21 protein-coding genes are annotated in these 23456 nt (G+C 61.8%); 13 read left to right on the top strand and 8 right to left on the bottom strand.

What is annotated here, in order from left to right; genetic code table 11:
• The first annotated feature begins 2 nt into the window (after positions 1-2).
• From BLR03_RS12375 to BLR03_RS12365, 3 genes are read left to right on the top strand one after another with little or no spacing between them, the layout of a single operon-like run.
• On the top strand, positions 3-1124 hold the full coding sequence (locus BLR03_RS12375; RefSeq protein ID WP_091252957.1) for a cupin domain-containing protein: 1122 nt from the start codon (positions 3-5) through the stop codon (positions 1122-1124).
• Entirely contained in the window at positions 1124-1960 is an 837-nt protein-coding gene (locus tag BLR03_RS12370) for a fumarylacetoacetate hydrolase family protein (protein WP_091252955.1), read from the top strand. The genes BLR03_RS12375 and BLR03_RS12370 overlap by 1 nt, the downstream gene beginning before the upstream one ends.
• Entirely contained in the window at positions 1960-2712 is a 753-nt protein-coding gene (locus BLR03_RS12365) for a maleylpyruvate isomerase family mycothiol-dependent enzyme (RefSeq protein WP_091252954.1), read from the top strand. The genes BLR03_RS12370 and BLR03_RS12365 overlap by 1 nt, the downstream gene beginning before the upstream one ends.
• Before the next feature lie 163 nt (positions 2713-2875).
• Here BLR03_RS12365 and BLR03_RS12360 read toward each other — a convergent pair whose 3' ends face one another.
• Both BLR03_RS12360 and BLR03_RS12355 read right to left on the bottom strand, forming a co-directional pair.
• Positions 2876-3688: an alpha/beta fold hydrolase gene (locus BLR03_RS12360; RefSeq protein WP_175460520.1), complete on the bottom strand. Its 813-nt coding sequence runs from the start codon at positions 3686-3688 to the stop codon at positions 2876-2878.
• A 186-nt stretch (positions 3689-3874) separates the two neighbouring features.
• Positions 3875-4585: an SDR family oxidoreductase gene (locus BLR03_RS12355; protein ID WP_091252950.1), complete on the bottom strand. Its 711-nt coding sequence runs from the start codon at positions 4583-4585 to the stop codon at positions 3875-3877.
• A 170-nt stretch (positions 4586-4755) separates the two neighbouring features.
• On the opposite strand from BLR03_RS12355, the gene BLR03_RS12350 reads away from it, so the two are divergent.
• The 9 genes from BLR03_RS12350 (at position 4756) to BLR03_RS12310 (ending at position 13893) form a co-directional block, all read left to right on the top strand.
• Positions 4756-5673, top strand: a complete 918-nt coding sequence (locus BLR03_RS12350; protein WP_091252948.1) for a LysR substrate-binding domain-containing protein — start codon at positions 4756-4758, stop codon at positions 5671-5673.
• A 92-nt stretch (positions 5674-5765) separates the two neighbouring features.
• Complete coding sequence (locus BLR03_RS12345; RefSeq protein WP_091252946.1) at positions 5766-7133, top strand: MFS transporter; 1368 nt, start codon at positions 5766-5768, stop codon at positions 7131-7133.
• A complete protein-coding gene (locus BLR03_RS12340; RefSeq protein WP_091252944.1) occupies positions 7130-8302 on the top strand; it encodes a mandelate racemase/muconate lactonizing enzyme family protein in 1173 nt (390 codons plus the stop codon). Before BLR03_RS12345 ends, BLR03_RS12340 begins: the two co-directional genes overlap by 4 nt.
• A gap of 56 nt (positions 8303-8358) precedes the next feature.
• A complete protein-coding gene (locus BLR03_RS12335) occupies positions 8359-8817 on the top strand; it encodes a VOC family protein (RefSeq protein ID WP_091252943.1) in 459 nt (152 codons plus the stop codon).
• Between the two features lie 8 nt (positions 8818-8825).
• Positions 8826-9842: a cyclase family protein gene (locus BLR03_RS12330; protein WP_091252941.1), complete on the top strand. Its 1017-nt coding sequence runs from the start codon at positions 8826-8828 to the stop codon at positions 9840-9842.
• Between the two features lie 25 nt (positions 9843-9867).
• On the top strand, positions 9868-10623 hold the full coding sequence (locus BLR03_RS12325) for an SDR family NAD(P)-dependent oxidoreductase (RefSeq protein WP_175460519.1): 756 nt from the start codon (positions 9868-9870) through the stop codon (positions 10621-10623).
• A 118-nt stretch (positions 10624-10741) separates the two neighbouring features.
• Positions 10742-11860: a zinc-dependent alcohol dehydrogenase gene (locus tag BLR03_RS12320; RefSeq protein ID WP_254788445.1), complete on the top strand. Its 1119-nt coding sequence runs from the start codon at positions 10742-10744 to the stop codon at positions 11858-11860.
• Positions 11861-12087: 227 nt separating this feature from the next.
• Entirely contained in the window at positions 12088-13065 is a 978-nt protein-coding gene (locus BLR03_RS12315; protein ID WP_217639779.1) for an NAD(P)H-dependent flavin oxidoreductase, read from the top strand.
• Positions 13066-13113: 48 nt separating this feature from the next.
• Entirely contained in the window at positions 13114-13893 is a 780-nt protein-coding gene (locus BLR03_RS12310; RefSeq protein WP_091252935.1) for an enoyl-CoA hydratase/isomerase family protein, read from the top strand.
• A 1318-nt stretch (positions 13894-15211) separates the two neighbouring features.
• Here the strand turns inward: BLR03_RS12310 and BLR03_RS24410 are convergent.
• Positions 15212-15379: a hypothetical protein gene (locus BLR03_RS24410; protein ID WP_175460518.1), complete on the bottom strand. Its 168-nt coding sequence runs from the start codon at positions 15377-15379 to the stop codon at positions 15212-15214.
• 51 nt (positions 15380-15430) lie between these two features.
• On the bottom strand, positions 15431-16471 hold the full coding sequence (locus tag BLR03_RS24000; RefSeq protein WP_139184539.1) for a hypothetical protein: 1041 nt from the start codon (positions 16469-16471) through the stop codon (positions 15431-15433).
• A gap of 180 nt (positions 16472-16651) precedes the next feature.
• Between BLR03_RS24000 and BLR03_RS12305 the strand changes: the two genes are divergently transcribed.
• The gene (locus BLR03_RS12305; protein ID WP_091252933.1) at positions 16652-17893 is read left to right on the top strand and encodes a DUF2235 domain-containing protein; all 1242 of its coding nucleotides are present in this window, start codon (positions 16652-16654) and stop codon (positions 17891-17893) included.
• On the opposite strand, the gene BLR03_RS12300 is transcribed toward BLR03_RS12305, so the two are convergent.
• The 4 genes from BLR03_RS12300 to BLR03_RS12290 form a co-directional block, all read right to left on the bottom strand.
• Positions 17890-18333 carry a hypothetical protein gene (locus BLR03_RS12300; protein WP_091252931.1) on the bottom strand — a complete coding sequence of 148 codons (444 nt, stop codon included), beginning with the start codon at positions 18331-18333 and terminating at the stop codon, positions 17890-17892. The two genes, BLR03_RS12305 and BLR03_RS12300, sit on opposite strands and share 4 nt — an antisense overlap.
• Before the next feature lie 1230 nt (positions 18334-19563).
• Positions 19564-19869: a hypothetical protein gene (locus BLR03_RS23995; RefSeq protein WP_139184538.1), complete on the bottom strand. Its 306-nt coding sequence runs from the start codon at positions 19867-19869 to the stop codon at positions 19564-19566.
• A gap of 71 nt (positions 19870-19940) precedes the next feature.
• Complete coding sequence (locus BLR03_RS12295; RefSeq protein ID WP_217639778.1) at positions 19941-21125, bottom strand: DUF2235 domain-containing protein; 1185 nt, start codon at positions 21123-21125, stop codon at positions 19941-19943.
• Between the two features lie 62 nt (positions 21126-21187).
• Entirely contained in the window at positions 21188-22942 is a 1755-nt protein-coding gene (locus tag BLR03_RS12290; protein ID WP_139184537.1) for a hypothetical protein, read from the bottom strand.
• Between the last annotated feature and the right edge of the window lie 514 nt (positions 22943-23456).

Here is a 23456-nt window from a genome sequence, read left to right as displayed (position 1 = left end):
CCATGATCGAGAACACGACTCATGAATCTGTGGCCGCGGGGCATACTGCTCCGGAGCCGACGCCCGAAGAAGCCGCCCAGCTGCAGGAGTTGTACCGGGATTTTGACCGCGAGAACCTGGTCCCGCTGTGGACCGAGATCGCGGATTTGATGCCGATGGTCCCGTCCCCGAAGGCGGTGCCGCATGTGTGGCGGTGGAGCGATCTGTACCCGCTGGCCGCCCGTGCCGGGGACCTGGTGCCGGTGGGCCGGGGCGGGGAACGCCGGGCCATCGCCCTGGCGAACCCGGGCCTGGGGAACACCCCGTACGCGACCCCGACGCTGTGGGCCGCGATCCAGTACCTCGGTGCCCGCGAGACCGCCCCGGAACACCGCCACTCGCAGAACGCGTTCCGCTTCGTCGTCGAGGGCGAAGGGGTCTGGACCGTGGTGAACGGGGACCCGGTGCGGATGTCCCGCGGGGATTTCCTGCTGACGCCGGGCTGGAACTTCCACGGCCACCACAACGACACCGATGAGCCGATGGCCTGGATCGACGGGCTGGACATCCCGTTCGTGCACTACGCCGACGCCGGGTTCTTCGAGTTCGGCACCGAGCGCGTCACCGACGAGGCCACCCCGGACATCTCCCGCTCCGAACGCCTCTGGGCCCACCCCGGGCTGCGCCCGCTCTCCGGGCTCGATGACACCACGAGCTCCCCGATCGCGGCCTACCGCTGGGAATACACCGACCGCGCCCTGGCCGAGCAGCTGCTGCTCGAGGACGAGGGCCACCCGGCCACCGTGTCCCAGGGCCACGCCGCGGTGCGCTACACCAACCCCACCACCGGCGGGGACGTCATGCCGACCATCCGGGCCGAATTCCACCGGCTCCGCGCCGGCGCCACGACGGAAACGGTCCGCGAGGTCGGCTCCAGCGTCTGGCAGGTCTTCGAAGGGACCGGCTCCGTGGTCCTCAACGGCGAAACCAGGAACCTGGCCAAGGGCGACCTCTTCGTCGTCCCGTCCTGGGCCTCCTGGTCACTGCAGGCGGAGACGGAATTCGATCTCTTCCGTTTCAGCGACGCCCCCATTTTCGAACGGCTGAACTTCAACCGCACCTACATCGAAGGACGCACCAAGTAATGAGACTCCTCACCCTCCGCACTTCCGTTGGAGACAAGACAGTAACTAAGGCTGTTCGCCAGGACGGCGACACCCTGACCGAGATCGACGGCTTCGCCGACGTCGGAGAGCTCCTCCGTACCCCGGACTGGGAGGCCACGGCGAAGGCCGCGGCCGGTGCCACGCACCCGGCCGAGGGCGCGGACCTGGATGCAGTGGTCCCCTCCCCCGGGAAGATCATCTGCGTGGGCCACAACTACCGCAACCACATCAAGGAAATGGGCCGGGAAGTCCCCGAGTTCCCGACCCTGTTCGCCAAGTACGCCGAATCCCTGATCGGCCCCAACGATGACCTGGCCCTCCCGCAGGAATCCGACGCCGTGGACTGGGAAGCCGAGCTCGCCGTCGTGATCGGCAAGAAGGGCCGCCGGATCAGCGAAGCCGACGCCCCGGCCCACATCGCCGGCTACGCCGTCCTGAACGACGTCTCCATGCGCGACTACCAGTTCCGCACCATCCAGTGGCTGCAGGGCAAGACGTGGGAGAAGTCCACCCCGTTCGGCCCCGCCCTGGTCACCAAGGACGAGTTCACCGCCGGGCCGCTGATGACCTCCGCGGTCGACGGCGAGATCCAGCAGAGCACCCCGACCGGGGACCTCGTGTTCACCCCCGAATACCTGGTCTCCTACATCTCCACCATCATCACGCTGAACCCCGGCGACGTCATCGCCACCGGCACCCCTGGCGGGGTGGGCCATGCCCAGGACCCGAAGCGCTACCTGCAGGAAGGCCAGCTCCTGGTCACCACCATCGAGGGACTGGGACAGCTGAAGAACCGCGTCATCAAGGAAGCCTGATGGTCGCCCGCCACGACCAAACCACCGATCCGTGCCTGCAGGAAGAACTCCTGCAGGCGCGGCGGGGCACCGCGTTCTTCGCCCGCAAGCTCAACGAACTGAGCGACGCGGAGCTCGACGGAGAGTCGCTGCTGCCAGGCTGGACCCGACGCCACATCACCGCGCACATCGGCTACAACGCCCGGGCCATCGCCCGGCTGGTCGAGTGGGCGGCCACCGGCGTGGAAACCCCGATGTATGCCTCCACCGAGGTCCGGGACCACGAGATCAACTTCGGCGCCACCCTGTCCCCGATCGCGCTGCGGCACCTCTTCGACCACTCCGCCGTGCACCTGAACGTCGAATGGCGGGACCTGCCCGAGGACGCCTGGCACCACAAAGTCCGCACCATCCAGGGCCGCGAAGTCCCCGCCACGGAAACCGTCTGGATGCGCAGCCGCGAAGTCTGGATCCACGCCGTCGACCTGGACAACGGGGCCCGTTTCGCCGACATCCCGGCCCCCGTCCTGGAGCGGCTCCTGAAAGACATCACCGGCGCCTGGCACACCCGCGGCACCGACAAGGACCTCGTCGTCAAAGTCACGGACCGCGACCTCACCCTCGGGGACACCGCATCCGCGTCCCCGACCGTGGTCTCCGGACCCCTCGCGGCCGTCGTCGAATGGGCCGCAGGACGCGGCCACGGCGGCGTCACCGCCACCGCGCCTGCAGGATCCAGCGGCACTGTTCCGGCCGCACCAAAATGGATCTGAGCGCTCCGGCGCCTGTTCCTGCGCTGAAGAATTTCCGCCAAGACCGGGAAAGCCCCCTCATCGAGGGGGCTTTCCTGGATTAACGACCGCGGGACCTCCACGCTGCCTTCCCGTGAGGGGCCCGGGGAGACTTTTTGAGGCCAGTGAGGCCCTGGACTCACCTCTACCCCAGAGCCCGCCCGAGAAAAGCGAGGAGTTCCCGATTGAACTCCGCGGGTTCGTTCCAGTGAGGGCAGTGTCCACTGTTTTCAAACACGGACAGGGATGAGTCCGGCAGAGTCCGAGCAAACCAATCCATACCTTCAAGCGGAAATGATGGCGAGTAGCGGCCTGTGGCTACCCAGGCTGGAGCATTGACAGCCGGAACAACGTCACGCCAGTCGGCAGTGAAATGGTCCGCGAGCAACTGAAGGACTGCCCCGACGGCGAAATCAGAGGGGCTGCCGACCTCGGCAAGGAGTTTCCCGACGTGAGGCGGCATGGCTGGCTCCAGGGCCGGGTTACCCCATTGAAATCGGCCGTTTACGGCGTCCCAGACATTGGCCCATTCGACGGACCTTACGCCCCAGGCCCATGTCTCGTCGTTCACGAGTTTCGGAGACTGGTCAATGGCTGCGAACGCTCTTACGCGGTCCGTGCCGAATAGATCAAAGTAGGCGAGACAAACGGAGACTCCCAACGAATGTCCGAGCAGGGCCACATCGTCAAGTTCTAGATGCTCGATCCATTCCGCGATGTCTTTCCCCAGCCGGGACACGCGTTGACCGCCGGCCGGTGAATCTGAACGGCCATGGAATCTCAAGTCAAGGGCTAGCGTTCGGTAGCCTGCAGCGACGAGCGCCTCACGCTGGAACGCCCAGTGCGCAGCTCTGCATGTGAACCCATGCACGAGCAGAACAGCGAGGCCGGAGCCGTGATCGTCATAGACAAGGCGAACACCGTCTGTGGTTCGAAACGACTTTTCACTACCAGTCAATTGCGCCTCCTTGGGCAATGAGGTTTGTACATTCTTCGCGGTGCGTGCCGTTACGCTCGGCAGCGTCGATCTTCGCTAGAGTTTCGCCCGGAACCGGGCCCGGAGCATCGCCTACCTGCAAATTGGCCACCCTGCTGGCGGGCCAAGGATGCCCCGGACAGTGTATTCACAGGGTCTTAGTTGTCCTCACATGGGATTCGATCCGACCGTGAGTCCGCCACAGACGTATAGCGTCTGGCCCGTGACGAACCCGGATCGCTCGTCGAGGAAGAAACCGGCAGCGTTGGCGATGTCATCGGGCTGGCCGAGCCTGCCGACGGGAACGGACGAAATGATGGCTTTGGTCTGCGGCGAGTCTTCCGGATTTGCGTTCATGAACAACTCGGTGGCGATGGGTCCAGGCCCGATCGCGTTGACCGTAATCCCGGCGCCTCCGAGTTCCAGAGCCCATGTCCGGGTCAGGCCGATAAGGCCGGCCTTAGCGGCGGCGTAGGCGGTGCGCAGTTCCTTGCCTAAAGCGGCGCGGGAGGACATGTTGACGATGCGACCGAATCCAGCTTCTGTCATGCCGTCGAGGACACTTTGGGTGCACTGCACGGCACATCGGAGGTTTAGTGCGTGTGATTGATCAAGTTGGCCCAGAGTCTGTTCCCGGAGCGGGGCCGGGAAAACAGCGCCAACGTTATTGACCAGGCGTGTAATGGGACCCTCCGACAGGACCGTTTCCAGCGCTTCCGCCGTGCTCTCGACGTCGGAGAGGTCCGCGATAATCGAGCGACCCACGCTTGCGTGCTGCCTGTCGAGGATTACGACCTCCCATCCCTGCTCGAGTCCGTGCAGTGCGATTGCGTGTCCGATTCCTGACGCTCCGCCGGTAACCAGAAGACGTTCGACCATGAGATTTTCCTTCCTCCGCACACGTCGGCATGAGCGGAACGCTGTTGCTTCGGCGCAACACACGCTCTCTAGTATCCGTCCAAAGAGACCGGGATAGGACCTGACTTTCATACTAATTGGGGCTAATCTGATCCAGAGAACAGAATAATCGAATCAGGGAGCACGGAGTTGTGGATATAAAGGATCTTGAGGCTTTCGCCGTTGTCGCCGAAGAACTACATTTCGGCAGGGCGGCCGCGAAGCTGCACATGTCCCAGCCGCCGCTTAGTGCGCGCATCAAGCAGCTCGAACAAAGTCTCGGCCTCCAGCTGTTCGAGCGAAGCACGCGCAGCGTTGCGCTGACTGATGCAGGCTCAAGGTTGCTGGTTCCGGCACGAAAGGTGCTCAGCCAGGTTGTCGCGGTCCAGAATCTCGCTGAATCGATCGCCGCCGGAGACCAGGGTCGGGTGCGGATCGCCTTCGCCGGCGCCTCGAGCCAGCGCGCCCTTCCTCTACTGACCCGGGCGGTGCGGGAGTCGCATCCCGGAATTGAGTTGCAGCTGGAATCGCAGACCTACGTATATACGGCGCTGGACAAGCTCCTTGAGGGCTCGCTGGATCTTGCTTTCGCTCGTCTTCCTACGCCGCACCCGGAGCTCGAATCGCGCGTCGTCGAAGTGGAGCAGATTTTGTGTGCACTGCCGGAGGGGCATCCACGAGCCAATCAGCCCAATCTTTCGCTGGCGGACCTTCACGACGAGGACTTTGTCAGCCTTCCCTCTGACACCGGATCCATTCTCCAGGCGACCATGTTTGCCCTCTGCATCACTGCTGGGTTCCGGCCACGGGTGGTACAGGTATCGCCCGACTCGGCGACCGCGCTTGCCCTTGTCGCTGCCGGGGCGGGCATCACCATCACCCTGAGTTCCGTGACGCCGGCGCAGTCGGTCGGAATCGTCTACCGGGAACTCGTCGACATTAACCCCAGCCATATGTTCGCAACGCTGACCTGGCGCAAGGATGACCAGTCCCCTGCGCTTGCGGCAGTCCTGAAGGTCTCGGAGTCGGCTCTACCCACCCCCGATCTTTCTGGTTTCACTCTCAAATGAGAGGCAATTGGTATTTCTATTGAGAAGAATCTGTAGCTAGTCTCTTGTGAAGGCACCACATCACACGCCCTCAATGAAGAGAGACAATTGCGATGACAACAACACCTGTGGCGGTAGATCCGGGCATCGAGGCCCGCGTCTTCCGAAAAGTGACGGTCAAGGTTCTTCCGCTCCTAATGCTCGGGATGTTTATCTCCTATATAGACCGCGCCAATCTCGGTGTGATCGCAGGCCCGCTGTCCAAGGACCTGGGCCTGACTGCTGCGACATTCGGCCTCGCAGCCGGATTCTTCTACATCGGCTATCTGTTGTTCGAGATCCCCTCGAACATGTTCCTCGCCAAGGTGGGCGCACGAATCTGGCTGGCGCGGATCATGGTCACATGGGGCATCGTGACCATCGCCATGGCGTGGATGCAGAACGATGTCACCCTATACATCATGCGGTTCCTGCTCGGATTGGCTGAGGCCGGCTACTCTCCCGGGGCGATGCTCTTCCTCGCTCTCTGGTGCCCGGCCCGCCTGCTGCCGAAGGCAATGTCGTGGCTCAACCTCGCTGTGCCGGTCGCACTGGCGGTCGGCTCCGTGGTTACCTCATCGATCCTTCTCATGAACGGCGTCGCCGGCATCGCTGGATGGCGGTGGGTGTTCCTCCTCGAAGGTCTTCCGGCAATCCTCCTCGCCGTCGTCATCTTCTTCGTCCTGCCCTCTTCGCCTGCAAAGGCTCCCTGGCTCGACGAAAAAGAAAAGGCGTACCTTGCGCAGAACGTCACACAGCGCGGGGATTCCGGGGCCCACGAACTCAAACAGCTTCCGGCAGCGCTGCGCAGGCCGTCACTCTGGGCGTTCGCGGTCACGTACTTCTTCATCCTGATCGGATTCTGGTCGATCACGTACTTCCTCCCCACAATCGTCAAGGAGCAATTCCATCTCGACGCTGTCGGATCCGGGTACGTCTCCGCGCTTCCATGGATCTTCTCGGCAATCGTCATGTTTGTTATTCTTCGCAGCATCTCCCGGACGGGTGAACGTCGTTGGCACCTCACCATCCCGATGGTTGCCGCCGCGCTGGGTCTCCTCATCGGAGTTCTCTCAGGGAACCCCTTCCTGTCACTTATCGGCGTGAGCGTCGCTGCTGCCGGCTTCTTCGCCGTCCTGTCCACGTTCCAGGCCACCGTCGCGCAGGTCTATGCCGGAGCACTGGCCGCGGTCTCCATCGCATTGGTCAACTGCGTCGGTAACGTCAGCGGCCTCGTTGGCCCGTACATTCTGGGCTGGCTGACCGACCTCACCGGAACGACCTCTGCGGGCCTGCTGGTCATGTCCGGCTTCTTCGCCCTCGCAGCAGTTTTCAACTACTTCCTGATCGGATGGGCCGACCGCCACACCGGAGGACTCCGCGGAACTTTGAATACCGAACCCGCTGCACGGACCACCGACAATCAATACACCGAAGGATGACCGAGACTTTGCTAGTTCAAACAGCCACCCATACAGCGGCTCCGGGCCATGAGCCGTCAACGGCGGCACGCATCCTCGAAGTACGCACCGTGCCGTATGCGATCCCGTATCGCAAACCGCTTCGGTTCGCGAGCGGATCGATCGACATCGCAGACAACGTCCTCGTGGAGATCGTCACCAGCGACGGTGTAGTCGGAATCGCCGAAGCACCCCCGCGCCCCTACACCTACGGTGAGACGCAAGCGTCGATCGTGGCCGTGATCGAGCAGATCTTCGCACCCGCCATCATCGGGCTGTCAATCCTCGACCGGGAACTGGTCCGGTCACGGCTGGCACGAACAGTCGGAAACCCCACTGCCAAAGCCGCAATCAACATGGCTATGTGGGACGCATGGGGCAAGACAATCGGCACCCCTGTCCACAGCCTTCTCGGAGGCTTCACCGACCGGCTCCAGGTCAGCCACATGCTGGGATTCGATGAACCCGAGGTCGTAGCCGCGGAAGCCATCCACCTGCGCGAGACGCTCGGCATCTCGAGCTTCAAGATCAAGGTAGGACGCCGCCCCATCTCCTTGGACGTGGCCGTCTGCAAAGCCGTCCGCGAGGCCCTGGGGCCCGATGCCGAACTCTACATCGACGGGAACCGCGGTTGGACAGCCGCGGAATCCGCTCTAGCGGTTCGTCAGCTCGAAGATGTCGGCCTCAGCCGCGCCGAGGAACTCTGCCCCGCCGATGACGTACTGGGCAGACGCTGGCTCGTCGCGCAATGCCCCATCCCGTTCGTCGCCGACGAGAGCGCTCCGACCCCCGCAGACGTCACCCGCGAAATCCTCGCGGGTGCGGCCACCGCGGTGAGCATTAAGACAGCCCGGACAGGATTCTCCGACTCGCTCCGCGTCTCCCACCTTGCCGAGGGTCTCGGCATCGAAGCAGTCATCGGTAACCAGATCGACGCGCACCTCGGTACCATCTGCTCCCTCGTATTCGGCGCCTCCCAAGAGATCACCGCACGCTCCGCAGCGGAACTGTCCAACTACCTGGACATGGCCGACGGACTACTCCAGGAGCCACTCCTGATCGAGAATGGGCACATGCGGGTCCCCGACGGGCCCGGCCTCGGCATCCGACTCGATCCGGAGAAGATCGCCCGCTACCGCGTCGACCTCTGACACCGCTCAAAGCCCGCCCTCCCATTCCCAAAACCCATCAAATCAAAGGATCCATCATGGTTTACCTCCGTCTCCACCACGTCAACGTCACCTCCGATGACATGTCGCTGCTGACCAACTTCTACGGAAAAGCACTGGGACTGAACCAACTCCCCTCCCCTGCGATGATCGCCACGTCCAAGAACGCGGACAAGGACATCGACGGCGACGCCGAGTGGGACACCGCCGCAAAATTCTTCGATGCCGGCGACCCCAATGAGCTTCAGATCCACGCCACCCAGCGACAGCCATACCTGGCGGCGCAGGAAGGGCATTCGGTCAACCCGCTCATCGGGGGGCACTTCGCATTCCGGACCGATGACATTGAAGCGATCAAGGCGCGTTTGACCGAGCACAACATCCCTTTCGACGACTGGGGCATCTGGTCGGTCGAGGGCTGGCACCAGATCTTCTTCACCGACCCCGCCGGCAACATGATCGAGATCCACCAGGTCATGACCGAGGGCGAATCCTGAACCAGCCGATGACGACTCCTCAAGCCCTTTCGCATACCTCAGGGGGTGCGTTCCCCCGGTTCGACCGGCTGCTCGATCGCCCCGGACGGCTGCGGGGAACGGCGTGGGGCCTGTGGGGCCCGGCAGATCAGCTCGGCACGCTCAACCACCTCACGCCCGAACGCGTGCTCGCTGCGCGCGGGAGCATTGTGACAGGCGATGTCGTGCCGCTCAACCTTCCGTTGACCGAGTTCGACCCGCCGATCATCGCCCACCGCGGATCAATTGAACACACCGTGTTCGGTCTGAATGATTTTCACCGCGATGACCGGATAGACAACCTGTTCCTGCAGGCGTCCACGCAAATCGACGGACTTCGGCACTTCGGGCACCCGGACCGCGGCTTCTACAACGACGCCGACCCCACGGGGCTGGTTGCCGGGCAACCAGACCTCGGTATCCAGGCGGTCGCGCAACGCGGGATTGCAGGAAGAGGATTACTCATCGATGTGGGCGCCTACCGCGAGGCGGTCGGCCGTCCCGTCGACCAGACACGAAACGAGCAAATTCCCGTCGAGGACCTTGACGCAACGCTCGAGTGGCAAGGGAGTTCGATTCGTCCCGGCGACATCATCATGATCCGCACTGGATGGCTGAAGTACTTCCGGGAGGGCCCTGATCGTTCCGATGGTGTCCTTCGCTCGCCGGGCCTTCGCCAGTCGGAAGACACGGCGGCCTGGCTTTGGGATCACCAGGTCTCGCTGGCGGCGTCGGACAACATTGCGCTTGAGGCATGGCCGGCGACTGATTCGACCCTCACCGTCGACGCAGAACTCACCGGTACGATGCCGAAATCCAGCCACAGCGGGATGCTGCACCGCATCCTCATCCCGCTGCTGGGACTCACCATCGGTGAACTCTGGGTACTCGACGAACTTGCCGCAGCCTGCACGCTGCGAGGACGGTACGACGTATTCCTCACCGCACAGCCGCTGAACCTGTTAGGTGGCGTCGGCAGCCCCGCCAACGCAATGGCAATCCTCTAAGAAACGAACATCAGGAGCACGTAACGTGAATCAACCCCAATCTGTGAACGCCGAAGCTGTCCTCATCACCGGCGGCGCATCGGGCATCGGCCTGACTTGTGCTCGCCAGGCTGCCGCCAGAGGTGCCCGGGTCGCCGTCGTCGATATCAACCCCACGGCGGCCGCAGAAGCAGTAGCGACGCTGGATGGAGACGGACACCTCGCGATTGCCGCCGATGTGACCGACGCCGACGCCATGCGGCGCGCCGCCGACCAATTCGCCGAAGGGGGAAGCTTGACGGGCGTGGTCGCCGCCGCCGGCATAGTCAGCCGGTCACCGTTGCTCGACATCGATGTCGCCGAATTCCGGCGGGTGCTCGACATTAATGTGATCGGGGTCCAGAACACGATTTCCGCCGCGGGGCCGCACCTTATCCGCGCAGGCGCCTTGGGCACCGTAGTCGTCCTGGGCAGCGCCGCCGCGTTCACCGGAGGCGGACTGATGGGAAACGGCGCCTACGCTACCTCCAAAGCCGCTCTCATCGGACTGGTTCGCGGTTACGCCCGCGAACTTGCCCCCCACCGCGTGCGCGTGAACATGGTCGCCCCCGGGGCAACGGAAACCCCGATGACAGATGTATTGAGCGACACCGACCGCGACCGGATCGCCGGAATGTCACTCCTGGGACGCCTCTCAAAGCCGGAGGAAATTGCCGCCGCCATTTCCTTCCTCCTCGCACCCGACGCCGGCACCATCACGGGACAGATCCTCCACGTCAATGGGGGCGTGGTCTTCGGCTGAAACGCTGCCGCCCCCGCGGGGATGAAGGGAGGGGCTTCTACCGAGCCGACGGCGGCACCCCCTTTTGAACCAACATCCCCACTTTTCGCGCCAATATCCCAACAGACAGGTTTCAAGAATGACATCCCTGCGTGCTCCCGAGGCAGAATCCGCCCATGGCGGCAGCACCATGCGTGCCGTGGTCAAGGCAAGGCCCGAGCGGGGTGTCGAGTTCGTCACGGCCTATGCCGAACCGCAGGTCGCGGCCGGAAAGGTAAAGATCCAAATCGCTGCTGCCTCGGTCTGCGGAACCGACCGCGCACTGTACGAGTACTCGGCCATGGCGCAGGCATTCAACCTCAAGATTCCCGTCGTGCTGGGGCATGAGTGTGCAGGAACGATCATTGAAGTCGGTTCAGGTGTTGAATCCCTCAATGTGGGTGACAGAGTGGCCCTCGAGTCTCACGTCGCCTGCTGGGACTGCTACCCCTGCCGTACCGGTGACGCCCACAATTGCCTCAATATGGAACTCCTCGGTCTGCACGTAGATGGCGGCTTTGCCGAGCGGCTCGTCGTACCAGCCGCGGCCTGCTTCAAGCTGCCCGCTGACTTTCCGCTGGAACAGGGCGCCCTTCTCGAGCCAGCCGGGGTCGCCATGCACGCAATCCAACGATCCAAGATCGACCTCACCGGGGCTGACGTTGTGGTCAGCGGCGGAGGCCCCGTCGGCCTGTTCATCGCTGCAATTGCCGGCGCCATGGGAGCTGCCAACGTGGTCGTTGTGGAACCCAACGCCTACCGCAGAGGCCTCGTCGAAGCCCTCGGCGCAACAGCACTTGCCCCCGACGATGATGTCGTCGGGACGTGTAGGAAGCTTTCGGGCGACAAGAGTGGTTTTGACGTCGCCTTCGAAGCTTCAGGAGTGTCCACCGCACTGCCGCCGCTCCTCGAAGCCCTCCGCAGGGAAGCGACGGTAGTCGCCGTCGGGATTCCAGGAAGGCCGCTTGAATTGGACGTCGCGGCATACCTGATCAAAAAGGGGCTGACTTTCACAGGCAGCTTCGGGCGCTCTCTCTGGGGAACGTGGGAGCAGATCGCAGATCTCATCGCTAGCGGAAAATTGGACCTGTCCAAGTTCGTCACCCACCGCCTTCCGCTTTCCGCTCTCGACGAGGCCATCGGACTCCTCTCCCAGGACTCCTGCAAGGTCCTGCTCATTCCCACACTTCCCGACCGTCCACGGAACAACGAGCAGTAGGTTCTTGACGGCCGATGGGTGCCAGGCGCAGTGGCTACGTGGCGAAATGCCCGGCAGGCGTCGACAGGAGCCAGCGCACGACGAGCAGACCAAACCCAACTAGCCTAAGGAACTCGTTAAATGTCGAAGGTCTACACAACCGCGGCCCACGTCCGCCGGGCCAACCCCCTGGGATCGCGGACCCGCCGCAGGGTTGACCGCGTTATTACCGACGGAAACAGCTGGTCATGAAGACACGGGCAACGCAGATACTCGGCATCGAACATCCAGTGGTGCAGGGCGGCATGCAGTGGGTGGCAACCGCTGAGCTTGCAGCTGCCGTCTCCAACGCCGGCGCGCTCGGCATAATCAGCGCGCTGACCACTGGCTCACCAGAGAATCTGGTGCGCGAAATCAGACGCTGTCGTGAACTAACGGACCGCCCTTTCGGAGTGAACCTGACCATACTGCCGTCCATCAGTCCTCCTCCGTATGACGAGTATCGCGACGTGATCGTCAACGAAAAGGTCCCCGTGGTGGAGACCGCCGGAAACAATCCGGGTCCATTTGTTGACGTGTTCAAGGCGCAAGGGATCACGACCATCCACAAATGCACCAGTGTGCGGCATGCGCTCAAAGCCGAGTCCCTGGGTGTGGATATTGTCAGCATCGATGGGTTCGAATGCGCCGGTCATCCGGGCGAGGACGATATCCCTGGTCTTGTCCTGATTCCCGCAGCCACCGCCCGTCTCCGGATACCGGTATTGGCGTCCGGAGGAATAGCCGACGGCCGCGGGTTGGTCGCGGCGCTGGCCCTTGGAGCCGAAGGAATCAGCATGGGGACGCGGTTCATGTGCACCCAGGAATCCCCAATTCATCCAAGGATCAAGGACGCGATCGTTGCTGCCACCGAGTTGGAAACGGAGCTCATTTTTCGGCCACTGCGCAATACTTCGCGCGTGGCAAGCAACTCGGTGAGCCGCGAGGCAGTGGGGATCTTGGCCAACGGCGGTGTTTTCGAGGACGTCAAGAACTTGGTGGCTGGGTCCAGGGGCAGACGGGTCTATACAGAGGGCGATCCCGAGTCCGGTGTCTGGACCGTTGGTATGGTCCAAGGGCTCATTCACGATGTGCCAGGCTGCTCAGAGTTGGTGGCCAGGATTGTCCAGGAGGCCGAGGACCTGATCCACTCACGCCTGGGCGCAGGGATTGCAGCCCGCGCATGACGTGTCTTTTTTCCTCCGAAGTGCGGGCCAACGATTGTCGGGACCGTGATGCCCACGGATAGGCTGGTGCTGACCGCACTGCACGACGGTGTTCTGGTAGTAACGCTGAATGATCCGGCTCGCCGCAACCCCGTTTCCACACTGATGCGTGAACAACTGATCACTGCCTTCGCTGCGGCCGCCGCGGACGACGCCGTCCGCGCCTTGGTCCTCACGGGGGCAGCCGGCGCGTTCAGCTCAGGCGGAGACCTTTCCGCGATGCCGCCTGCGACGAAGGAAGACAGCGATAAACGGATGAGCCGGATCCGGGGGCTGGTGCAGTTGGTTGCCGAATCCGCGAAACCCATGATCGCAGCCGTTGAAGGCCCGGCAGCCGGAATTAGTGTTGGACTGATGGCGGCCTGCGACATAGTCATCATGGCAGAAGGGGCAAAGGCACTGTTTCCGTTTACCCGTCTAGGACTGCTCCCCGATGGCGGTTTGATGGGCTCACTGTCGCACCGGATCGGGCGGTCCGCGGCCAAGCGGGTACTGCTGCTGGGCGACCCTGTCGGCGCCAGCGAGGCCCTCACGCTGGGGCTTGCGGACGAGACGGTCCCCGCAGGCCGGGCGCTGCAGCGGGCCGTGGACGTGGCCGTCGTGCTCGCAGGGCGCGCGCCGCGGTCGCTGGCTGCGATCAAAGATTTCTTCGCGGCCGGGCGGCTGGACGTCAACGACGCTCTCGCCGCCGAGCAACGAATCCAGCCGGAGCTGTACTTTTCGCAGGATTTCGCCGAAGGAAAGGCCGCCTTCTATCGCCGGCGCGAGCCGCGGTTCACCGGGAACTAAAAACCCACCTCACGCGACACGGACGCGGACTGGCACGAGTTGCCGGGCGGACTCCCCGGGAATCGTCGGATTGGCGCAGGCCGTGCAAAGTGCGCGAACTTCATTGTCCAGGCACCCCAAACTGTGGAGACCATATCACCGGGTCGTATTCCGCACTCGCACTGGCAACGCGAGACGAATGAAGACATCAATGGATTCTCACGCCAGTATTTCCATAAGCTGTCCGACCTTATCCAGCTGCGCCCCGAACATCTTGCCGGCGTCCCAAAGCGAGTCCCCTTCGACCGGGACCTTCGCTCCCGTGCGGACCACGCACAGGTCTACGACAAACTTTCGTGGCAGCCGGTATAGGGACAGCCTCGCCGTCGCCCCCGGCCCAGCCTCTGGGCGTTCACCTGACGTCCGACGCCGGGAACCACCGACGACGAGGACTGCCTTCGCTTCCGGCCTTTAAGGCAGGCCCGCCCATCGCAGTCGTTTGCTTCTGTTTGACGAGGCACCGATGGAAGCGAGGACCACCAAGATACACGAGCACACTCACCAAGTCATGTCGAAAGCCGTCCTCCCCGTCATGGACAGGTATGACGGAAGAAGGCCCCGGTCCCGCCATGAGCCGCAAGAAAGACATGGAAAGCCAACCCACAGTCATGTCGCACAGAACACGGGGCTGCATGAATTGGTGTCAGCAGATACAGGGCAGGGAGGGTCACCAGTGCTCCAAGGCATCACGTGTACACGGATGTGGACGATGTCCACACCCCTTTGGCCAGACAAAGGCCGCCAACCTCTCCCCCGGCTCCCAGGAAGGAGCGAATCGAGGACAAAACCTCAAAAACTTCCCGCAGGTCATGCCAACACCACAGCCACACCGCATGAACAGGTGCGAGACCAACAACGGCCAGCACAAGCAGCCAGGAAGGAGAACCGGATGACCGCACATCCCAGCAAGCGGAGGGCCCACTAGCCAGGGCACCTGAACCCGCCACCCACACAACCGAACAGGCCACCGCGGCGGTCAGGCCACAGGCCGCGACAAGCGTCAGAGGGACCCGAGCCGGGTCAATGTACACACGTTAAAGCAAAACCCCCTCTGACGAGGGGGAATGCTGTGCCCGAGGTGGGACTCGAACTGCATTCCAGCCCCTGCAAAGACTGGGAACTCCCGGAAACACAGGGAATCCGAGCCGATCCGGCCGATGTACGGCCCGGTCCGAGGCCAAAGGTGTTGACATTGTCAACACCTCGTTTTTGCCCTTTCAATCCGCGTCGCGAACACGACCAGGACCACGTTGTTCGACGGTCCGAAATGAGTTGGGGGTCAGGTGATCTGGATCCGTTCATCGCCGAGTTCAACCTCGACGCGAAGCCGGCCACCGACCGCTCCGATGCTGTCGCCGGGGCCTCTCACGTCTAAAGACACGAGCCCGAATTCACCACCAACCGCGGAGAGCCCCTTCAGTAGCCCGGAGTAACCAGACTGGCTCATGGTCGCAGGTTCATCCTCTACGAAGTTCTGGTCTGGCAGATCATTCGTACGTCATCTCGCAGCTCCCGAAGTCGTGGGCTGGGTTGATTCTGTGGGCGCCGGGGTCAATGGCGCGTTGCGAAGGTCCATAAACAGGGAGGAAAAACGGTCGCCGGCACGGATGACCACCATAGCAGGAGCGACCTGACTGCACGTCGCTGCTCGAGGCGAGGGCGCCGTATTTGCAGCAGATTCTGTCGCGCTGGCAGAATGCGCGGATTCGGAGACCGAGGGGGCTGGCGGGCAAGTAGCGGAGCCGGCGTATGCGCTCGGAGCCGCGGTGGCAATCGTCACCCTTTTGGGATCGGTGATAATTACATGTGCACAAATGAACGGAAACTCTAGCCTATTAACATTCACATCCACTTCCGTGGCGGTTGTCCCCTTCAGGTCCGTGGGTCCGGACTGCCCCCAATAAAGGACTCGAGCGCCAGCGGGAACTTCTGTGAGGGTATTCGAGCATGCCTTATCGACCTCGCCCGTGTGTGACTCGTCAAAGGCGATAATTCGAACGTACATGTGCTCAGTAGTCTTTAAGGATTGCGCGGAAGCGATGACCTTAACGTTATCGTTCGTTCCATCCCCCGTTACCACTGCCCGCACCGATGGCTGCTCTCGGTCTCCAAAGCTCTGTACGCCGTAATAGATCGTATCCATTGCCGCAATTGTTAGGAAAATGGCACCTAAAGTCGCCGCCGTAGTCTTGATCCGATTCGGATCCCTACTCCACTGCTTTAGAGCCATCCAACGACCGTCGGTAGCGCCAGGTTCTATATCCACGGTGGTCTTGCTCCGCCATGCTCGTGCGCCTGCGAACAGATAGCCGATCACCGGTATCGCCACGCCCAGTATGGCCGCCCAAATGGCGTACGACAGCGCCACTGGATCGTTTCGCAGAAGCCTGGCAAGTAGCTCTTGGTTGATCCCTATTGCCGCCAAAAGTGCCGTGACAAGCGTGACGCCAAGAAGCAGTCCACCCTTGGCAAGGTAATCAATCCACGGATTTTGCCCCGCATTCCCTTCCTGCGACTCGCCCCCGACCTCAGGTGTCATTGTTGGACCTCCTAGCCGTTTCACGGCGTCAGTGGAGCTTTCTGTAAGGCATCGACAGCCTCTACGGTAGTTAAGACGGGACCTTGTCCTCTCGCGGATTCTACCCCCGCCAGCCAACGTTGATGGCATAGCGCTGTCGCCGATGCGGCAGCTTCCATTAGGCCAGGACCGGGGTGGGCAATGAAGAGAATCGTTGTGTGCTGCGATGGAACGTGGGACACCCCAGACCAGACGACCGACGGCCATCGATGCCCCACGAACGTCTACAAGCTGTTCAGTGCTTTGGCCCGCTATGACAGGAGGGGAGTCCAGCAGCGCCCCTTCTACATACGAGGAGTCGGGACGGGCCGCTGGGACCGCATCCGGGGAGGGGCCTTCGGTTTCGGCCTCTCAAAGACCGTTCGCAAGGCGTACAAGAGGATCAGTGAGACCTACGAGTCGGGCGACGAGATCTTCCTTATCGGCTTCAGCCGCGGGGCATTCACTGCCCGCAGCACCGCGGGCTTCATCCGGAACTGCGGATTACTCCCCCGGGAGAACCTGAAGGACCTAAATGAGGCCTATGCCTTCTACAGAGATCGCAGCCCCGACACGAAACCCACCTCCCCCGCAGCCCAGGATTTCAGGACCAAGCACTCCTGCTCCGAGCCGCCCATCCGCTGCATCGCCGTGTGGGATACGGTTGGCGCTCTCGGAATTCCCCTGAGCGGCCTCCGTTGGGTAAACGCATTCAACCGTCGCTGGCAGTTCCATGACACAGACCTTTCCTCCAAGGTCGAATTCGCCTTCCAAGCCCTGGCCATCGATGAGAAACGCCGGCCCTTCACCCCGACCCTCTGGCATCAGCAGGCCCAAGCGCGCGGACGCCAGCATCTGGAGCAGGTGTGGTTCTCCGGAACGCACTGCGACGTCGGCGGCGGCAACCGCGATTCATCGCTTGCCGACGTGCCCCTGAAGTGGATCGCGGAACGGCTCGAATCCCAATGCGGACTCGCATTCAAGCCCACAGCCTTCCCATCCAAGCCCCCAGCCGCAATCCTGACACGACCTAACCCGCTCGGCCCCCTCACCGAGTCTTGGACCGGCTTCTGGCGCATCCTTCGGCCATATATGCGATCAATCGGGACAGCAGACCACGAACGTGTCGCCTCCACCGCCGCCCGACGCTACGACCGGGACCACGGCTACAGTCCCGAGAACCTGATCCCCCATCTTGACGACCCCAACGGATTCTTAGAAATTGAGGGAAACCGGCACAATCGCGTTGCTGGCACCGTTCGCAACTCGGTCCCATTTCGAGTCAACGGCAACCATGGGGTGCGCGTGCCTGCCAGACAGGGCGCGGGAAAACCGCCAACCGGCGGCCCATTGGGCAACGGGAAGGGCCAGGCGTTCCAAAGGTCATCGCACAACGACGCTTAGTTGGGTTGGCATTTGATGAAGGCGGCCATTCCTGGGACGGTGAATGCGATGACTCCGTGTCCCGGCGCGTAGACAAGACCCTTCGCGATCAGGTTCGCCCGGATCGGGCCGAAATTGGCCGGACCACGTCCCAGCCGGGCGGCGATTTCTCCCGATGAGCGTCCCTTGTCGCCGTCGGCGGCCATGGCCCTGAAGTAGTTCTGCTCGGCCTTGGTGGCCCGGTCCCAGCGGGCCCGGAAGAACCCGCTGTCCAGGGCTGCCCTGCCGTTCGCTGCACCGACCCGGGCATCGTCGTACGTGATGGTCGGGCCCGATGCGGCGTTCCAGATGTCCTGCCCGAATTGTCGCAGGAAGTAGGGATAGCCGGCGCTTGCGGTGACGATCAGCTCGACGGCGGCTTCGTCCCATTCGACCCCTTCCTTCCTGGATCCACTGCTCAATGGGCACCCGGCCCACTACCAGCAAAGGGATTGGGAGGGCGACGAGTTCGGTGATTCCCTGAGGCGGTGGGCAACGGTGAACTGGAGTCCGGTGGTGCTCGTCGAAGGCGTCACGTGCACCCGACAAGAGAGCATGGGCAGGATTGCATTCGCGGTGTGGGTGGAGGCTCCAAAGCAAGAGCGTCTGCAACGCGGCATAGACCGGGACGGAGAAGGGCACAGGGAGCTTTGGCGTCGCTGGATCGAGAGTCAGCCCAGCTGGAACGGGCGTTGTTCGTCTAAGGACCGCGGTTCCAGGACATATGTAATCTACGCAAGTTCGTCGCTGGAGGTCATGGCAGAGGGGGCGACTCGTCAGCGTGACCAACACCGGAGGCGGGAGTATCTGGCGAGGAGAGTATCTGGGCATTAGCAGCGTGTGCTGCCGACTTGACAACGCCCCGGGAATGACTGTAGCGGGCGGTGGCTAATGCCGCCGCTATCGTTGAGGCAGCTGGTATGAGGGCTTTTAACCCGCTTGAATCAACATTGGTACCAGACAGTGCAGCAACGGCAACCGCTATGCTGCAAACGTTTACCAAAAGTGTCTGCCAGAATTCGGTCGTCGTCCACCCGTCTTTGACAGTTACGGACCTTGACATGTTGACCCCTCGCGCCCGACTCCACTAACAGGAAGTTACGGGGTGCCCCGAAAAATCGGAGTTATCCCCGATAGCATGACTCATCAGGAGTCACATGGGAATAATGATGCTCAAAACCTGACAAATTTCAAGAGATTTCAGAAATGCGTGAAATCCTCGGCATACCCGAAAGGATGCGTCTTGACATGATTACTCGGGAGGCGCTTCGTCAAGGGGGCCAGAGGGCTGTCTGCTCGTAGGGCCGAGTTTGCCCTTGACCGAGGACGCCGGGCTGGCGGTCCCGGGCCGACGACTGTCGGGGCGGCAGGTTCTGCGCGGTTGCGCGGTCCGGTCCCGGCCCAGGCGGTGATGGCCTTGTCAGAAGGACCCGTTAGTGATTGAACTGCTCCCCGGGGAGTTGGGCTGGCCAAATAGGATCCTAAGCCGCGAGGACCTGAATACGGTATTGCACCGGACTCGTGCCCTCGATCGAGTGCACCCCGGCCACAACGATAGGGACCACCGACAACCAGTCGCGGCCCACAGCGCCCCCAGCACCACACAGCCCGGGACCGTTTCCCTCTGCCCCCTTGACAGAACCCGTCACATATTAGAATTCGATATCCGGCGTTGATACGGCAACGTCGCCCGGATGGAAATCGTAAGTCACCTCGGAGGCGACGTTCAGCTTCACACGCATGCGCGCATAAGCCAGCGACCCTGCGCCCACAACAAGTTTCTTTACTGACTTCCCATCAAGCGTTTGTTTTTGCCTATTCACGCTCAACCATCCTTTGCCATACTTGACATTAATAGTCGCACCGGCTGGTCCCCGGAAGAAGGCTGTACCGGTTGCATTCCAAAAGCTCTCCACTGTCTGGGTTATGCCTCCAGGCAATTCCTTGGTAATTACCACCGCAAGCCATCTCCTTACTCGGAAAACATGGTTTTCTTTAACGATGACAGATCGCACCATTCGCCGGGCCCTCACTCACGAGGAGCGCCGGTGGATCTTGAGGGCGGTCCGGCCGGGGGCCCGACTTGGGGAGGGCCGCAGACGGTTTCGATGACGCTGTGCTTGCTGGCCAGGTACTTTCTCTGGTTGCCGGGCTCGTACTTCTTGTCCAGCTTCTCGCTTCCATCGAGCTGCTTCGGGTCCCAATTGAGCCGGTCGATGGCAGCCTTGGCGACGGCCTCGTGGCCTGGATCCTTTTCTCCTAGCGTCCGTGGGGAGGCTGGAAGCAGCCGCCACCAAGGCCAGGTCCTGGACTCGTGAAGCGGCCCGAGGGGCTTCGGATCGGCGAGGATCACGGGTTCCGGGGCATTGGGCGGGGCGGTTTTCGGGAAGGCGTCCAGGAGGAACTCGAGCCCGGCCGACGTTACCTGTTCGACCATCCACATCAGGCACACGTCCGCCAGGGTGGCGTTGCGGTAGCCGCCGCCGACGTCGCTGTGCGTGCCCGCGAACCAGACCTGCTTGAGTGTTTGCTCGACGGCATTAGGCTGCTGCGTCCATAGCGTTGGCGTGAATGGCCCACGTTTCTCGTCGATAGCCAAGGCGTGGAATGCAAACTTGACCTTCGAAGAGAGCTCTGTGTCGTGGAACTGGTAGCGGCGGTTGAAAAGATTGACCCAACGCATGCCGTTCAGTGGTATGCCGAGGGCACCTACCGTGTCCCAGACGGCGATGCAGTGGATTGGCGCCTCGTCATGAGAATATGAACGTCGGAAGAACCCCGCCTCGATCGAGCTTGGCTTAGTGATGTCAGAGCGATTCCTGTAGAAGTCATAGGACACGCCGATGAGGTCGACGAAGCGGCGGCGGAGGACACCTGCCTTGCGTACAAAGCCAGCCGTGCTACGCGCGGTGAAGGCGCCCCGGCTGAAGCCCACGAAGTACAGCTCGTCTCCCGGCTGGTAGTTCTCGACGATGAACCGGTAGACGTCCTGGACGTCGCGGGAGAGCCCGGCGCAGAACGCTCCGCCTCGAATTCGGCCCCAGCGTCCAGTGCCAATCCCACGGTGGTAGAAGACACGCTGCTCGACACCGTTCTTGTCGCGGTTCGCCACACCGAGCGCAAACTTGGTGACGTTCGTGGGGCAGGGGGCATTGCCGTCCATTTGGTCGGGGATGGACCAGGTTCCGTCGCAGCACAGTACCAAGCGCTTCATGATCGGTCCTCCTTGTGATGGACGGGACGCTTCGGCGTTCGCGTCGCCCAACGCCAGTTGTTTTACAGTCGACCCGGGAGGGGTATCTGAGAGTTCGTCGCAACCTTCCCCAGCGGCCTTACCCGCTTCACTTTTGGAATCTTCGGGAACGGGAACTTGGGCGCAGGCAGCGGTTGGGGCCAGCAAAGGTCAACGCGCTGGCGAGGGCCCAATTTCGTCCCGAGGACGTTCACGGTGTTCACCCAGACACCATTGACTTCGAGGGCCAAAGACTCAGGGGCCCAGACCGTTCCGTGCTCCCTACCCTCAAGCACAGTCCCTTTCAGCGGATCTGGGCCGAGCGACAAAGTGCAACCAACAATTTCCTCCAGCTTGATGGGTGCACCCTCGGTCGTAACTGTCGTAAAACGGTGGTTCGTTCCGGGCTCCAGATACGGGTAGGGCTTCCCCACTGGGTCGCCATCTCCTAAAATCACGTTAACAGGATTCACGTAGTTTCCAAAGGTAAGCAGAAAGACCCGACTCAGCGATACGCCGCCCGCAGTGCGCAACGTGAGAACCAGTGAGGCCGGCAAGCTCAGGTTGCGGGATGAATTCGACGCAGTCTTTATTGTGATCGCGAGCGAGTCTACATTCAGGTGCGTGACGTCGGCAGCCAGGGAGTTCCTGCTCCTCAATTTGTACTTTACGAGGGTGTCACTTAGCGGAGTTCCAGGATTTGGGATCGGGGGCGGGACGGGAAGGCCTCTCCCGAGGGCTCCTGCAACAGGGTGGACTGTACCGCCACCTGTTTCACCCGCCACCGCCTTCATCGTCGCCAGATGCTCCCGGTAGAGATTGATAGCACGGTTGGCGTAGCTTTGCGAGCCCCGGGCATTTGGGTGAGCCATCGAGGCGATCAATCCGTGCTGGATTCGGTGAATTTCGTCGCTAAGAGATGCGATAAGAGCGGTGCGGTTATCGCCGCCCCCCGCATATTCGGCCAACGCGCGCTTTAATGTCGCTGGCCCGTTGATGCCGGCGTCAAGTTGCTGCGCAAGTGCCCTCTGCCCACCCAAAAACGCGGCGAACAAAAGCGTTCTCATATCCTGCAAGTGCTCTATTCGAGGAATCAGTCGAACCCTGTCGGCACGGGCGGGGTCACCCGTTGGGTCTGTGTAGTCCTCCCACAATTTAGTCAGTGGCGCAAATCCAGCCTCGTTATCCGCGAATTGAGAGGGTACGAAAATCACCCCGCTGGCTCGAAGCTCAACGTCCTGGTTCATGAGGTTTATGGCCCTGCGGATCCAATACTGCCACCGGCCATTAAACCACTCTGCCCGGGTCTGGGCCTCATTGATCATCTTATTGACGTCGATCTCGGTATAAACGTTTTGGTTGAACCACCACTTAAAGTCATCGTTATATTCGTGTTTGAAGAGCTCGCGAATCTTTCCAGTGTTCGAACTGTACGAGAGCCCGGAGTAGAAGCCGAAGTACATGATGATTGCGGTGGGGCATTTGGCACGAACGGCCTTGAGCATCGGAAAGACGTTGTCCTCAACTATGCGACGAATATAGCCGTCATAGCTTTCGATATACCGGCCTGTGTGTACTTGGGGATCAATGATGTCCTCAGGGCCGACATCATTGATACCGCCGGTAACGAGGGCAATGTCGACGAGCTTCCCCGAGGCGTGCGGAAGCATATCGACCTGTCCCAACACGGTTGGAAACGTTGATGGTATCTCCCCATACAAGCCATGGGCAGGCGCTTCGTTTGTTCCATCTGCAAAGGCCCGTTTTTCCCCCTCGTTCGCGAAGAGGAAGGGGTACACGTCGACAAACTTTTCGCGCTCAGTAAGTACGCGCCCTTCCGTTCGGTGGTCGCGAACTGCATCTACACTGCGAATTTTAGAGCCGGAGCGAGATGCGTCCCAGACCAAGGAACCCGGTTGGCCGCCGTTCTGCCCAAGTAACTTAATAAACAGAGACGCAAATCGGTCATCTCGGTTGTTGCCCTGACCCCACATCAGGGAATCGCCGAAGGCTGCCACTCTCACATGTCCTCCCCCGGGATCATTGAAAACCGGTCCCTGGCCGGGGCTGTGCTCGGGACGGGGAATACCATTTGGTGGGGGTGTCATGATGCATCCTTCAGGTAAAGGCCGTTCGTGGATGACGACATTCCTCCCAAAATGCAAGGCTGTCAACATCAAATCTAAATCGGTCCGTTGCAGCCACGCGTGACGCCCGTACTTCAGCGAACGGACACAGGGCCATTCGTCGGTTCTCGCCCGCTCCGCGGTTCGTAATACCGCCGCGGTTTCCTCAACAGCGCCACCTTCTCCC

This window comes from Arthrobacter sp. ok909 (assembly GCF_900104405.1).
Lineage (GTDB): Bacteria > Actinomycetota > Actinomycetes > Actinomycetales > Micrococcaceae > Arthrobacter > Arthrobacter humicola.
The sequence above is the reverse complement of the archived record's forward strand: the minus strand, read 5'-3'. Positions and strand labels throughout refer to the sequence as shown.

Bases quoted from the DNA above. Each gene is read 5' to 3' on its own strand.
- BLR03_RS12375 (WP_091252957.1), top strand. From the start codon at position 3: ATGATCGAGAACACGACTCATGAATCTGTGGCCGCGGGGCATACTGCT.
- BLR03_RS12370 (WP_091252955.1), top strand. From the start codon at position 1,124: ATGAGACTCCTCACCCTCCGCACTTCCGTTGGAGACAAGACAGTAACT.
- BLR03_RS12365 (WP_091252954.1), top strand. From the start codon at position 1,960: ATGGTCGCCCGCCACGACCAAACCACCGATCCGTGCCTGCAGGAAGAA.
- BLR03_RS12355 (WP_091252950.1), bottom strand. From the start codon at position 4,585: ATGGTCGAACGTCTTCTGGTTACCGGCGGAGCGTCAGGAATCGGACAC.
- BLR03_RS12345 (WP_091252946.1), top strand. From the start codon at position 5,766: ATGACAACAACACCTGTGGCGGTAGATCCGGGCATCGAGGCCCGCGTC.
- BLR03_RS12340 (WP_091252944.1), top strand. From the start codon at position 7,130: ATGACCGAGACTTTGCTAGTTCAAACAGCCACCCATACAGCGGCTCCG.
- BLR03_RS12335 (WP_091252943.1), top strand. From the start codon at position 8,359: ATGGTTTACCTCCGTCTCCACCACGTCAACGTCACCTCCGATGACATG.
- BLR03_RS12330 (WP_091252941.1), top strand. From the start codon at position 8,826: ATGACGACTCCTCAAGCCCTTTCGCATACCTCAGGGGGTGCGTTCCCC.
- BLR03_RS12320 (WP_254788445.1), top strand. From the start codon at position 10,742: ATGACATCCCTGCGTGCTCCCGAGGCAGAATCCGCCCATGGCGGCAGC.
- BLR03_RS12315 (WP_217639779.1), top strand. From the start codon at position 12,088: ATGAAGACACGGGCAACGCAGATACTCGGCATCGAACATCCAGTGGTG.
- BLR03_RS12310 (WP_091252935.1), top strand. From the start codon at position 13,114: ATGCCCACGGATAGGCTGGTGCTGACCGCACTGCACGACGGTGTTCTG.
- BLR03_RS24410 (WP_175460518.1), bottom strand. From the start codon at position 15,379: ATGAGCCAGTCTGGTTACTCCGGGCTACTGAAGGGGCTCTCCGCGGTT.
- BLR03_RS24000 (WP_139184539.1), bottom strand. From the start codon at position 16,471: ATGACACCTGAGGTCGGGGGCGAGTCGCAGGAAGGGAATGCGGGGCAA.
- BLR03_RS12305 (WP_091252933.1), top strand. From the start codon at position 16,652: ATGAAGAGAATCGTTGTGTGCTGCGATGGAACGTGGGACACCCCAGAC.
- BLR03_RS12295 (WP_217639778.1), bottom strand. From the start codon at position 21,125: ATGAAGCGCTTGGTACTGTGCTGCGACGGAACCTGGTCCATCCCCGAC.